Genomic DNA, 13,399 nt, shown 5'->3' with positions numbered 1-13,399 from the left:
GTCTTATCGAGCATTTTGGCAACGCAGATGCCGTGCCGCAGCCGCCGAAGCGGTGCTTAAGCCGCTAGGCGGGAATTGTGCGGTGTTGCCCTAACTCCTCACTCCTACCTCCTAACTGTATCGGGTGTTTTACAATGAACAAGCTCAAACTTATGACCATTATCGGCACGCGGCCGGAGATCATTCGGCTGTCGGCTGTGATTAAAAAGTGTGATGTGTATTTTGACCAGATTCTAGTCCACACCGGCCAGAACTATGATTATAACCTGAATCAGGTATTCTTTGAGGACCTGGGCCTGCGTGCGCCGGATTTCTATCTGGATGCCGTCGGCAAGGACCTGGGTGAAACCATCGGCAACATTATTGCCAAGTCCTACTCCCTGATGGTGGAACAGAAGCCCGATGCCCTGCTGATTCTGGGCGATACCAACAGCTGCCTTTCCGCCATTGCGGCCAAGCGGCTGCACATTCCCATCTTCCACATGGAAGCCGGCAACCGCTGCTTTGACGAGTGCCTGCCTGAGGAAACCAACCGCCGCATTGTGGACCACATTTCCGATGTGAACATGTGCTATTCCGAGCATGCCCGCCGTTACCTGAATGCCGAAGGCACCGCCAAGGAGCGCACCTTTGTGACCGGTTCCCCCATGGCGGAAGTGCTGCACGCTAACCTGGCCAAGATCGAAGCCAGCGATGTGCTGGAGCGCCTGGAGCTGGAGCCGCACAAATACATGCTGCTTTCCGCCCACCGCGAGGAGAACATTGATACCGAAAAGAACTTTATCGACCTGTTCACCTCCATCAATCACCTGGCCCAGACCTATGATATGCCCATTCTGTATTCCTGCCATCCGCGCAGCAAAAAGCGGCTGGACGCCATGGGCTTCCAGCTGGACGAGCGCGTAAAGCTGCATGAGCCCCTGGGCTTCCATGATTACAACCATCTGCAGATGAACGCGTTTGCCGTGGTCAGCGATTCCGGCACCCTGCCGGAGGAATCCAGCTTCTTTACCAGCGTGGGACATCCGTTCCCGGCTGTCTGCATCCGTACCTCCACCGAGCGACCTGAAGCACTGGACAAAGGCTGCTTTGTGCTGGCCGGCATCAGCGAGGGCGGCGTGGAACAGGCGGTTGCCACCGCCGTTGCCATGAACGCCAACGGCGACAACGGCATCCCCGTCCCCTACTACACGGAAGACGTTTCCACCAAGGTCGTCAAGATCATCCAGAGCTACACCGGGGTGGTTAATAAGATGGTATGGAGAAAAAACTGAGTTTTTTTAGTTAGGAGGTAGGAGTGAGGAGTTAGGGCAATACCGCATAATTCTAAGTGCCGATACGGCGAGCGAGGTGCGGCAGATGCCAAGCCAAAAGCGCAGATAATACTGGATGTCTTATCGAGCATTTTGGCAACGCAGATGCCGTGCCGCAGCTGCCGGAGCGGTGCTTAAGCCGCAAGACGGGAATTGTGCGGTGTTGCCTTAGGAGTTTTTTGAGGCTGCGACAAGCTGAATGCTTTGGAACGGTCAAGATCGTTCCCTACAGAGCATTTTATAGATTGCAAAAGACCTCAAGTCTAGCAGCCGTTCTTCAACTCCTAATTCCTACTTCCTAACTCCTAACTTTCGAAAGGTGTGTGCCCTTTGCCCTCTCAAAAAAAGATTCTTGTTGTTACGCAGCATTTCTGGCCGGAAAATTTCCGCATCAATGATATTGTGGAAGGTTTTTTGCAGGATGGCATTGCGGTGGATGTGCTTTGCGGGCTGCCCAATTACCCAAAAGGCGAATGGTTCCCCGGTTACAGCGCCGCCGGCCCTTTTGAAGAAGAATGGCACGGTGCCCGCCTGTACCGCTGCAAAGAGGTTCCGCGCAGGGGCAACACCTCGGTCAACATTTTTTTGAACTATGTCAGCTGGCCGTGGTACGCCGCCCATGCGCTGCACCGCCTGCCGGGCGGGTACGATGCGGTGTTCTGCTTTAACACCAGCCCGGTACTGATGTGCTGGCCCGCCATCCGCTATGCCAAAAAGCACCACATTCCCTTTACCAACTATGTGCTGGATATCTGGCCCGAAAACCTGTACAGCGTGCTGAATGTGAAGAACAAAGCCCTGCGCGCGATTGCCCAGGGTGTAAGCGACGCTTTATATAAGAAGGCCGACCGACTGATTGCCATGAGTGAGCCGCTGCAGCAGCGGCTGTGCCAGCGCACCGGTATGCCGCCGCAGAAAGTTGCTGTGATCCCGCAGTACTGCGAGGATTTCTACGCCGTTCCTCAGCCGGATGCCGCTTTGCAGACGCAGTTCGGCGGGCGGTTCAACCTGGTGTTTACCGGCACTTTTACCCCCGCCCAAAGCCTGGAGACCGTCATCACGGCGGTGCAGGATGCGCGCAGCCGCGGGGCAGATATGTTGCACCTGTTGCTGGTGGGCGATGGCATGAGCCGCGCCGCGCTGGAAGCCAAAGTGAAAGAGCTGCACGCCGAGGATGCCGTTACGTTTTACGGCAGTGTTCCGGCAACGGATATCCCCAAGTTCACCGCGCTGGCCGATGCTTTGATCGTCTGCCTGTCGGATTCGCCGGACTTGGGGCTGACCGTACCGGCCAAGGTTGCCAGTTATATGGCCGCCGGCAAGCCGGTCTTGGCCAGTATGGACGGCGCCGGCAATGCGGCGGTTGCCGCGGCAGGCGGGGTAAGCTCCCCTGCCTGTGATGCCGCTGCCCTGGCAGACAACCTGCTGGCACTGACCCGCATGGACGCCGCCCAGCGCGCCGCCATGGGCCAGAGCGCCAAAGAATATTATCTTGCGCATTACCGCCGCAGCGAGCTGCTGCGCAAACTGGAACATTTTATTTTGGAAGGCCGCGTTTGATGCCAAACCGGTCGTTCCCCTGATGTGAGGTGCCCTTTTGAATCACCCAGCCAAAATTCTTGTTATCATTCCCTGTTATAATGAGGAAGCCAACATCGTCAGCACCGTGGAACGCCTGCGTGCCACCTGCCCGCAGGTTGACTTTTTGATCATCAACGATTGTTCCACCGACCGCTCGGCTGAATTGCTGGCGGAGCATGGCTACCCGTTTTTGGATCTGCCGGTCAACCTTGGCATTGGCGGCGGCGTGCAGTGCGGTTATCGCTATGCCCGCGCCAATGGTTATGATGTTGCTGTACAGATGGACGGTGACGGCCAGCACGACCCCGCTTATCTGATGCAGGTCGTTCAGCCGGTATTGGACGGCAAGCTGGATATGTGCATCGGCAGCCGCTTTATCAAGTGCGAAGGCTTCCAGACAAGCTTTATGCGCCGGGTCGGCATCCGCTTTTTAAGCTGGCTCATCCATATTCTCTGTGGTCAGCGCATTCTGGATGTCACCAGTGGTTTCCGTGCCACCGGTCCCCAGCTAACCGCCTATTTTGCGGAGCATTATGCTTCGGATTATCCGGAGCCGGAAGCCATTCTGGCTGCCACGCTGGCCGGGTTCCGCGTAGGCGAAGCCCCGGTCGTCATGAAAGAACGTCAGGGCGGCGTTTCCAGCATTCGCAGTTTTAAAAGCGCGTATTACATGATCAAGGTTTCCCTGTCTTTGATCATTGACCGCCTTTCTATCAAGAAAATCCACCAGCCGAAAAGCAAATAAGGAGGCACAACGCCCATGACGGCACATTTCCAGTTTTTTATGATTTTGGGTGCGGCCATCCTGCTGCTGATTATTTTTGCGCTGCTGAAAAAGGGCCAAATGAGCGTAAAATACAGCCTTCTCTGGCTGGCACTGGCCGTGGTTCTTGTCATCTTTGCGGTATTCCCCTATGTTGTTTACGTCCTGCGTGATCTGCTGGATGTACAAATGCCGGTCAACCTGGTATTTATGCTCATGTTCTGCTTTGTGCTGCTGGTGCTGCTCAGTTTAAGCATCGGCGTCAGCCAGCTTGCGGATAAGTGCAAGCGCCTTACCCAGGAAAATGCTATCCTGGAAAAGCGCGTGCGGGATTTGGAGAAAAAACTCAGCGGCAAATAATCCCGCCAAAGGAGTTTGAGGATGGAACTGACAACACTGCTATTTCTTGGCTTTTTTGCGGCAGTGGCGCTTTTGAACTATACCCTGCCCCGTGTTCTGCGCCCTTACTGTCTGCTGGCTGCCAGCTACCTGTTTTACTGTTGGGGGGCCAACGACCGCCTGTTGGTACCGGTTTTGGTTGCGGCAACACTGGTCACATGGGGCTGCGGGCTGGTGATCGGCAAATGCCGGATAGGTCCCGTGCGGGTGATTTTCCTGCTTTTGGCGGTGTTCACCTGTGTGGGGCTTTTGTTCTATTACAAATACTGGAACCTGTTGGCGGCAGATATCCTGAGCGGCACGGTATTGCAGCCCCGCACGGATATGGTTACCCCGCTGGGCCTGGGCTACTTTACCCTTGCTGCGCTCAGCTACACCATTGATGTATACAAGCGCCGCTGCAAGGTTGAGCTGAACCCGCTGCATTATGCGCTGTTCGTCAGCTTTTTTCCCACCATGACCACCGGCCCAATTGAGCGCTACCCCCATTTTCGGCCACAGATCCACAAATCCCGCCGGTTCAGCTACACCCGGTGTGCGGGCGGTGCGTTCCGCATGCTGTGGGGCTACACCAAAAAGATGGTCCTGGCGGACAACATGAACCTGTACATCAAGATGGTGTACGATACCCCCGCTGATATGAATGGCCCCAACCTGGTGGCCGCCACCCTGCTGTTCAGCCTGCGGCTCTACCTGGATTTTTCCGGCTGTTGCGATATCGCCATCGGTGCTGCCCGCATTTTGGGGTATGACCTGCTGGAAAACTTTCACAGCCCGTTCGAGGCTACCAGCTTTGCCGGGTTGTGGCAGCGCTGGCACATGAGCCTGACTGGCTGGCTGCGGGATTATATCTACATTCCTCTTGGCGGCAGCCGCTGCAATGTGGTGCGCCATATGCTGAACACGCTGATCGTGTTTGCCGTCAGCGGCCTATGGCACGGGGCTGACCTGCGCTATCTGGAATGGGGCATTGCCTGCGGCGTGATTTCAGTCATTGCCCAGCTGAGCAAAGCTCCACGCAAAGTGTTGTGGCGCTATAACCCGCTGTACCGCGAGCCTGCCGTGCAGACCTTCCTCCAGCGCTGCATCACCTACCTGCTGTTCAGTTTTACAATGGTGTTTTTTGCTTCTGCCATTTACAACGCTGCCCCCGGCGAGGTATTCGCCGGAATACTGCAGGGCTGGCAGGGCGGCTTTGCGGCTGGATGGGAAAGCGTTACCAATCTGGTCACCAGCAGCGGCATTGACGGCCGCCTGCCGGTGGTGTTGACCTGCGGTACCGCCATTGTGCTGGCCATGGAGCACAACGGCAACAATGTTGCCCGCTGGATCCGCAAGCAGTGCTTTGTGCTGCGTTGGACGGTCTATTATGCCGCTGCGGTATCCATCTTGTTCTTTGCCGCGTTCGGGCAGTCGGCGTTCATTTACCAGCAATTTTAACGGGGGGAGGGAGATCAATTATGCCAACACAGACCCCTGCTTCCGCCCCGCGCGGCACCCAAAAGGTCAGCCGCAGTGCTGTTGCCGCCCCGGCCCGCAAGCCCACCACAAAGCAAAAAAAATCCGCTCCCTCACCGCGCAGACGCCCCAAAAAGCCAAATATCTTCGTTCGCTTTTTGCATGGTTTGGTCCGCCGGCTATACTTTGGCAGCAAAACGTTGTTCAAGTTTGCCCTGTTCATTCCCATTCTGGTTTTCATGGTCTGGTTCAGCTATACGGTAGACCGCAGTGGCCTGTTCCAGGGTGAGCTTGCCCCCCGCCGCATTGTGGACTTGATGCTGCAGGGCTATGATGTGAGCAACTTTGAGCAGATGAACGAAATTGAGCGCGAGGTTGTCCAGCTGTTTGCACAGGATGTTCCGGACACCCCGGAAGTGATCGGCATTGGCTCCAGCCGCGTATTACAGTTCACACGGGAACTTGTCGGAACCGACAGTTTTTTCAACATGGGCGTTACCGGCGCGGATGTGCGCGATAACATGACCAGCTATTATAAGATGGTCTGTTACGGCAAAGCGCCCAAGGTGCTGATTTGGAGCGTGGATCCCTGGGTGCTGTATGGGGACGAAGCCGCCTTTGACAAGCGCGCCGATGTGGAGCTGTACAACGAATTTTTGACTAAGGTTCTCGGTGTTGAAACCGACTATGAGGAAGAGGACCGCGTGGCGCTGTGGAAAGCGCTGGTGGAACCGGCTTATTTTCAGGGCAACGTAGACTATTACTTAAAGAACCGCGGCCAGAGCGTTGTGACGGATGACAATGGCAACCCCATTGACTTTAACCCGGTGGACGGCGACCCTTACGAGCAGCCCACCACCATCAAGCGCTCTGACGGCAGTGTGCTGTATGACCCCGAATTCCGGGATGCCAACACCGACCAGGTGCGTGCCCTTGCCGCCGAAGCCTGCCCCACGTTCAACAGCGTACATATGGAAGGGTTCGACTCGCTTTCCCCCAAGCAGGAAGAAGCGTTTGACAAGTTTATCCAGTATGCGCGAAATCAGGGCACCACGGTGATTTTGGCCCTCTCCCCCTGGCACCCGTACCTGTATGACTTTCTGCTGACGGAAACCGACCAGCACCAGGGCTTTTTTGAAACCGAAAACTGGATCCGCCAGTATGCGCATGACTACAATATTCCGCTGTACGGCAGTTATGACCCCACCTGCATTAAGGGGTTGGATGAGACCGACTTTTTCGATGGCCTGCACTGCAAGGGCTGCGGCATCGCCAAGTTCTTCCCCGGTGTGCCGCAGGTGTTGCAGGATGTTAAAAACAACACCCTGCCCGACCCCCTCAGCGTGACCCCGCGCACCACCCTGCCGGTGGATGGTGAGGAGAATGTTGAAAACGTCGGGTAAGCGCTTTGCTTCTTTTAGCAGGTTGTTCCCTGCTTGATTTTCGCCTTTTGCTTACGACTTATAAAACCAGCCGCCTGCTTTGTGCATTTGCACGGCAGGCGGCTGGTTTTTACGTTCGTTTATTATTAAGGGCAACACCGCAATATACCCAAATTGCGGGGCCGCTTTTTTCAAAATTCTGCCTGCATTGTTTGGCTGCCGGTTCCGCGCAGCTGCATTATTTTTCCCATGGGCTGCGGATAATTTCGTCGCTGTCCACTTTCATGCAGCGCTCCACGGTTGCCCCGGCTTTGATGGTTGCACGGGGGGCGGCGTGCACACCGTCTTCCAGCACGGCGTTATGGTCCACAATGGCACCGGCATTGATGATGCACCCTGCCCCCACTTTGGTTCCTGCGCCCACAAAGGCAAATGGCAGCACCACGGTCCCTGCCCCCAGGGCTGCGCTGCTGCATACTTCTGCCGCCGGGTGTTCAAACACCGGTGTCTGGTAGCCCGCAGCCACCAGCTTTTGCAGCCATTGCAGCCGCAGCTCATTGTTGCCAAGGCCCACAAAAGCCGCGGTGCAGCGTTCCCTGATGGTGGGATCCAGGTAATCTGCCAGTTTGCCCGCAGCGTCCGGTGCCTGGTCATCCAGGTACAAAATACGGGAATAGCCGCCGGCTTCCGCCAGCATTTCTCCCAGCTGTGTGCCAAAGCCCCCCTTGCCAAGCACAAGGGCTGTGTGGAACAATTTCATTGCGATACCCCTTTCCCATCCTGCCTTATGGCAGTATTTTCTGGTATGGTTATTATAGCACAAAAATCCTTATCAAAAAAGTCATACTTCACCCCGTTTTTCTCCATCAACTTTGACAAAAAGCCCTATCTTATTTTAAACACAATAGGAAGTGCGCCAAAAATAGTTTTGGCTCTTGCTTTTTTGCGCTGCACGCTTTACACTTTAATTACAGAGATTTTCCGTACGGGTGTTTTGTGTGTTATTCTGTACACAGCCCGCCAGGGGATCCAGCCATACATTAAAGGATGGAGGGCGACTTTGTGCATTACACGAATCTTTTCGGACCATTCCCGGTCGGTTTGCGCAGCTGTGTTCTTCATGCGGTGTATTATAAGCATAATAGCCTTGTATAAGCGCAGTGTACCCGTGTACACCGCGCTCTTATTTTTTGAAGGAGGATCTGTAACATGCCGAACCGTAAAAAGGTTGCCATCATCATGGGGTCTGACAGTGACTGGCCAGTTGTAAAAAGTGCCTGCGGGGTGCTGAAAGATTTCGATGTACCGTTTGAGGCGCACATTCTTTCCGCCCACCGTACGCCGGAAGCCGCCGCTGCCTTTGCCAAATCTGCCCGCGCCAATGGTTACGGTGTTATCCTGTGCGCTGCCGGTATGGCGGCCCACCTGGCAGGTGCCTTTGCCGCCAACACCACTTTGCCGGTGGTCGGCATCCCGATGAAGGGCGGTGCCATGGACGGTCTGGATGCTCTGCTTGCTACCGTGCAGATGCCTTCCGGCTTCCCGGTTGCCACGGTTGCCCTGAACGGTGCCAAGAACGCCGCTTACCTGGCCGTTGCCATCCTGGCTGTTGCCGATGATGAGCTTGCCGCTAAGCTGGATCAGTTCCGTGCCGACACCGCCGCCGCCATTGCCAAAAAGGACGCCGCCATCGCTGCCGAAGCCGCAGCTATGTAACTTCAAATCCCGGTTTATTTGCTGTTGTTTTATTCCTTTTTATAAAAGGGATTCCATAAATCAATTCATGAAAGAATATAAAGGAGCGCATTACAATGAACGTTGAAATTAAAGAACAGATGTACGAAGGCAAAGCTAAGCAGGTATTCGCAACTTCTGACCCCGAAATCGTTATGGTTCATTACAAGGACGATGCCACCGCCGGCGACGGCGAAAAGAAGGGCACCATCCGCGATAAGGGCATTGTCAACAACAAGCTGTCCAACGCTCTGATGCAGAAGCTGGAAAAAGAAGGCATCCCCACCCATTATGTTGAGGAGCTGAACGACCGCGATACCCTGGTCAAGAAGGTTCAGATCGTTCCTCTGGAAGTCATCATCCGCAATGTTGCCGCCGGCCACTTCAGCCTGCGCATGGGCGTGCCCGAGGGCAAGGTGTTCAAGACCCCCATCCTGGAGTACAGCTACAAGAACGACGACCTGCATGACCCGTTCATCAACCATTATTACGCCTTGGCCCTTGACCTTGCCACCCAGGAAGAGCTGGACACCATTGCCAAGTACGCCTTCAAGGTCAACGAAGTGCTGAAGAAGATCATGCTGGATGCCAACATCCGCCTGATCGACTTCAAACTGGAGTTTGGCCGCCTGTCTGACGGCACCATCATTCTGGCTGACGAGATCAGCCCGGATACCTGCCGCTTCTGGGATGCCACCACCGGTGCCCACCTGGATAAAGACCTGTTCCGCCGCAGCCTTGGCGGTGAGGCCGATGCCTACCAGGAAGTTATGAAGCGCCTGCTGGGCTGATTGAACCAAGCTTAGTCCAGCCAATGTTCAGGGTGTACTGGAACCGCCGTTCGCTCTTCCGGTGCACCCTGCCATCGTTTGAAACAGGAAACGGAGAACTGAATGAAGGAGCTTTGTCCCGCCGAAGCACTGCATGAAGAATGCGGCGTGTTCGGTATCTATGATTCCACCGGCAAAACCAACATGGTCAGCGCCGTGTACAGCGCGTTGTATGCCCTGCAGCACCGCGGCCAGGAAAGCTGCGGCATTGCCCTGAACGTGGACGGTGTGCTGACCGGCTACCGCGATCTTGGCCTGGTCAGCGAGGTATTTACCCCGCGCGTGCTGGCTGACCTGCCGCAGGATGCCAAGATGGCCACCGGCCATGTGCGCTATGCCACCAGCGGCCAGCGCACCCGCGCCAACGCCCAGCCCATGGTTCTGCACCACTGCAAGGGCACTATGGCCATCTGCCACAACGGCAACCTGACCAATGCCCCCCAGCTGCGTCACAAGCTGGAAATGAACGGTTCGATCTTCCACGGCACTTCGGACACCGAGGTCATCGGCTATCTGCTGACCCAGAACCGCCTGATCAGCCCGGATATTGAAACAGCTGTCTGCCGCACGATGGAGCAGATCGTGGGTGCTTACAGCCTGGTCATTATGACCCACACCAAACTGATCGCCGCGCGCGATCCTAACGGCTTCCGCCCTCTCTGCATTGGCCAGCTGCCGGATGGCTCCGGCTGGGCTTTTGCTTCGGAATCCTGTGCGCTGGATGCTGTAGGCGCCCGCTTTGTGCGCGATGTACTGCCTGGCGAGATCGTGGTGGCAGACTACACCGGCCTGCGCACCATCCGCACCCACTGCGGCACCGCGCCGCACACGATGTGCGTGTTTGAGTACATTTATTTTGCCCGCCCCGATTCCATCATCGAGGGCACCTGCGTGCATGACGCCCGCCTGCAGGCCGGGCGCTTTCTGGCACAGGAGCATCCGGTGGAAGCCGATGTCGTCATCGGTGCGCCGGATTCCGGCCTGGATGCCGCCCTTGGCTATGCGCAGGAAAGCGGTATTCCCTATGGCGTGGGCTTTATTAAAAACAAATATGTGGGCCGCACCTTCATCCAGGGCTCCCAGGCCCAGCGTGAAAGCAGTGTGCGCATCAAATTGAACGCAATTTCCTCCACCGTTGCGGGCAAGCGCGTTGTGCTTGTGGATGACTCCATCGTGCGCGGCACCACCAGCGCCCGCACCATCAAGCTGCTGCGCGACGCCGGTGCCAAGGAAGTACACTACCGCATTTCGGCCCCGCCGTTTGCCCACCCCTGCTATTTCGGCACCGACATCCCGGACGAAAAAGACCTGATTGCCACCGGCCATACGGTGGAGGAGATCCGCCAGATCGTGGGGGCCGATTCCCTGGGCTACCTGAGCATTGAACATGTGACCCAGCTGGCCATCCACAGCAAGTGCGGGTTCTGCACCGGCTGCTTTACCGGCCATTACCCGGTGCCCGCCCCCAACGAGACGATGGACATTGTATATGATAAACCCCTGAGCCAGTCCCAGACCAAAAAACGCCTGTAAGCTGATAAGGAGAGAAACATAATGGAAAAAAGCTATTCTGCAAGCTACGCTGCCGCTGGTGTGGATATTACTGCCGGTTACAAGGCAGTTGACCTGATGAAGCAGCACGTTGCCCGCACCATGAACGAGCACTGCATTGGCGGCCTGGGCGGCTTTGGCGGCCTGTTTGAGCTGGACTGCACCGATATGCCCCACCCCGTGCTGATTTCCGGCACGGACGGCGTTGGTACCAAGCTGCGCATTGCCCAGTACATGAACAAACATGACACCGTTGGCATTGATTGCGTTGCCATGTGCGTGAACGATGTCATCTGCGCCGGTGCTAAGCCGCTGGTGTTCCTGGATTACATCGCCTGCGGCAAAAACGTGCCGGAGCGCATTGCCGAGCTGGTTGCCGGTGTAGCCGAAGGCTGCGTGCAGGCTGGCTGTGCCCTGGTTGGCGGTGAGACCGCCGAGATGCCCGGTTTTTACCCGGAGGACGAGTACGACCTGGCCGGCTTTACCGTTGGCGCTGTGGACAAGAGCAAGATCCTGGACAACTCCACCATGCAGCCCGGCGATGTGATCATCGCCCTGCCTTCCACCGGCGTACACTCCAACGGGTTCTCCCTGGTGCGCAAGATCTTTGACCTGGAGAACAACCCCGATGTGCTGAAAAAGACCTTTGACGGCATGGACAAGACCCTGGGCGAAGCCCTGCTGGCCCCCACCAAGATTTATGTCAAGCCTGTGCTGGCCGTGATGAAGGAAGTTACCGTCAAGGGCGTTTCCCACATTACCGGCGGCGGCTTTTACGAGAACATTCCCCGCAGCCTGAAAGCCGGCTGCTGCGCTGTGATCAAGAAGAGCGATGTGCGCACCCCTGTGCTGTTTGATGTGCTGGCCAAAGAGGGCAACATTCCGGAGCGCGATATGTTCAACACCTTCAACATGGGCGTTGGTATGATTTTGACCGTGGCTGCCGAGGATGCCGACAAGGCCATTGAGATCCTGAAAGCCAACGGCGAGGATGCTTACCGCCTTGGTGTGATTGGCGAAGGCAGCGGGGTGCAGCTGGTATGATGAAGATTGCTGTGCTGGTTTCCGGCGGCGGCACCAACCTGCAGGCCATCCTGGAAAGCGAACGCCGCGGGGAGAACCCCAACGGTAAGGTTACCCTGGTGGTTGCCAGCAAACCTGGTGTGTATGCGTTGGAACGCGCTGCAAACTTCGGCGTGGAAACCGCCGTGGTGCGCCGCAAGGATTACGCCACCAGCGAGGAGTTTGACACTGCCCTGCTGAGTGTGCTGAAAGACCATGGCATTGAGCTGGTGGTTCTGGCAGGATTTTTGAGCGTGCTGGGCCCCAGCGTGATTGCCGCTTACCCCAACCGCATCCTGAACATCCACCCCAGCCTGATTCCCAGCTTTTGCGGCCCCGGCTACTATGGCCTGAAAGTGCATGAGGAAGCGCTGAAGCGCGGCGTGAAAGTGACCGGCGCTACCGTCCACTTTGTCAACGAAGTGTGTGACGGCGGGCCCATCCTGCTGCAAAAAGCCGTGGAAGTGCAGCCCGGTGATACCCCCGAAGTGCTGCAGAAGCGCGTGATGGTGGAAGCCGAATGGAAGTTGCTGCCCCAGGCCATTGCCATGGTGTGCAATGGCGAAGCCTGACCGAACAAGGAGGATTCCCGCATGAAAAAGAATCTTTATACTTATCTGGCCGGTAACGAATATCCCGGCCGCGGCATCTGCATCGGCCGTTCGCCGGATGGCACCAAGGCCATGATTGCTTACTGGATCATGGGCCGCAGCGCCAACAGCCGCAACCGCGTGTTTGACGCCATCCCCGGCGGCATCCGCACGGTAGCCGCAGACCCCGCCAAGCTGGAAGATCCCCACCTGATCATCTATAACCCGGTTTTGACCCTGAACGATACCACCATTGTGACCAACGGTGACCAGACGGATACCATTTACCGCTACATGCGGGATAACCTGTTCCCCGGTTACGGCTTTGAAGCAGCCCTTGCCACCCGCACTTTTGAGGACGATGCCCCCAACTTTACCCCCCGCATTTCCGGCGTTGTGGATATGCGTCGCGGCGGCTACAAGCTGAGCATCCTGAAAAGCTGCGATGGCAACCCCGCCAGCGTGCAGCGCCAGACCTTTGACTATCCACAGCCCGTTGCAGGCGAAGGCCAGCTGATTACCACCTACCAGAAAAACGGCTCCCCCATCCCCAGCTTTGCCGGTGAGCCGCTGCGCGTGACACTGGACCAGAACGATGCCGACGAATTTGCCGGAAAGTTGTGGGAAGCCCTGAACGAAGATAATAAGGTCAGCCTGTTTGTGCGTGCCATCACGCTGGAAACCGGCGATTATGAAGATGTGATCCTGAACAAATACAACACGGTGGAGGGCTGAA

At 56.5% G+C, this 13,399-nt stretch carries 13 protein-coding genes; 12 read left to right on the top strand and 1 reads right to left on the bottom strand.

Annotation, left to right across the window (positions count from 1 at the left end):
• Positions 1 to 134: 134 nt before the first annotated feature.
• The 6 genes from wecB (at position 135) to PG062_RS06280 (ending at position 6,917) form a co-directional block, all read left to right on the top strand.
• Positions 135 to 1,274 carry a non-hydrolyzing UDP-N-acetylglucosamine 2-epimerase gene (wecB, locus tag PG062_RS06305; RefSeq protein WP_270751621.1) on the top strand — a complete coding sequence of 380 codons (1,140 nt, stop codon included), beginning with the start codon at positions 135 to 137 and terminating at the stop codon, positions 1,272 to 1,274.
• Positions 1,275 to 1,643: 369 nt separating this feature from the next.
• On the top strand, positions 1,644 to 2,873 hold the full coding sequence (locus PG062_RS06300; protein WP_270751620.1) for a glycosyltransferase family 4 protein: 1,230 nt from the start codon (positions 1,644 to 1,646) through the stop codon (positions 2,871 to 2,873).
• Positions 2,874 to 2,910: 37 nt separating this feature from the next.
• Positions 2,911 to 3,639, top strand: coding sequence for a glycosyltransferase family 2 protein (locus PG062_RS06295; RefSeq protein WP_113999737.1), 729 nt, complete (start codon positions 2,911 to 2,913; stop codon positions 3,637 to 3,639).
• A 15-nt stretch (positions 3,640 to 3,654) separates the two neighbouring features.
• Positions 3,655 to 4,017, top strand: a complete 363-nt coding sequence (locus tag PG062_RS06290; RefSeq protein ID WP_113999738.1) for a DUF2304 domain-containing protein — start codon at positions 3,655 to 3,657, stop codon at positions 4,015 to 4,017.
• Positions 4,018 to 4,038: 21 nt separating this feature from the next.
• A complete protein-coding gene (locus tag PG062_RS06285; RefSeq protein ID WP_270751619.1) occupies positions 4,039 to 5,496 on the top strand; it encodes an MBOAT family O-acyltransferase in 1,458 nt (485 codons plus the stop codon).
• A gap of 20 nt (positions 5,497 to 5,516) precedes the next feature.
• Positions 5,517 to 6,917: a hypothetical protein gene (locus tag PG062_RS06280; RefSeq protein ID WP_270751618.1), complete on the top strand. Its 1,401-nt coding sequence runs from the start codon at positions 5,517 to 5,519 to the stop codon at positions 6,915 to 6,917.
• 217 nt (positions 6,918 to 7,134) lie between these two features.
• On the opposite strand, the gene PG062_RS06275 is transcribed toward PG062_RS06280, so the two are convergent.
• The gene (locus tag PG062_RS06275; protein ID WP_270751617.1) at positions 7,135 to 7,656 is read right to left on the bottom strand and encodes a PglD-related sugar-binding protein; all 522 of its coding nucleotides are present in this window, start codon (positions 7,654 to 7,656) and stop codon (positions 7,135 to 7,137) included.
• A 449-nt stretch (positions 7,657 to 8,105) separates the two neighbouring features.
• Here PG062_RS06275 and purE point away from each other — a divergent pair, with 449 nt between their 5' ends.
• From purE to PG062_RS06245, 6 genes are all read left to right on the top strand, one after another.
• On the top strand, positions 8,106 to 8,612 hold the full coding sequence (gene purE / locus PG062_RS06270) for a 5-(carboxyamino)imidazole ribonucleotide mutase (RefSeq protein ID WP_113999742.1): 507 nt from the start codon (positions 8,106 to 8,108) through the stop codon (positions 8,610 to 8,612).
• Between the two features lie 95 nt (positions 8,613 to 8,707).
• Positions 8,708 to 9,421 (top strand): phosphoribosylaminoimidazolesuccinocarboxamide synthase, encoded by a 714-nt coding sequence (gene purC, locus PG062_RS06265; protein ID WP_113999743.1) that lies wholly within the window; start codon positions 8,708 to 8,710, stop codon positions 9,419 to 9,421.
• Positions 9,422 to 9,523: 102 nt separating this feature from the next.
• On the top strand, positions 9,524 to 10,993 hold the full coding sequence (gene purF, locus PG062_RS06260; RefSeq protein ID WP_270751616.1) for an amidophosphoribosyltransferase: 1,470 nt from the start codon (positions 9,524 to 9,526) through the stop codon (positions 10,991 to 10,993).
• Positions 10,994 to 11,014: 21 nt separating this feature from the next.
• Positions 11,015 to 12,055 carry a phosphoribosylformylglycinamidine cyclo-ligase gene (gene purM / locus PG062_RS06255; RefSeq protein ID WP_113999745.1) on the top strand — a complete coding sequence of 347 codons (1,041 nt, stop codon included), beginning with the start codon at positions 11,015 to 11,017 and terminating at the stop codon, positions 12,053 to 12,055.
• Entirely contained in the window at positions 12,052 to 12,645 is a 594-nt protein-coding gene (gene purN, locus PG062_RS06250) for a phosphoribosylglycinamide formyltransferase (protein WP_270751615.1), read from the top strand. Before purM ends, purN begins: the two co-directional genes overlap by 4 nt.
• A gap of 21 nt (positions 12,646 to 12,666) precedes the next feature.
• Complete coding sequence (locus tag PG062_RS06245) at positions 12,667 to 13,398, top strand: IMP cyclohydrolase (RefSeq protein WP_270751614.1); 732 nt, start codon at positions 12,667 to 12,669, stop codon at positions 13,396 to 13,398.
• The last annotated feature ends 1 nt before the right edge of the window (position 13,399 follow it).

The sequence above is a fragment of the Gemmiger qucibialis genome (assembly GCF_027689445.1).
Lineage (GTDB): Bacteria > Bacillota > Clostridia > Oscillospirales > Ruminococcaceae > Gemmiger > Gemmiger qucibialis.
This window is presented reverse-complemented; position numbering and strand designations above follow the sequence as displayed.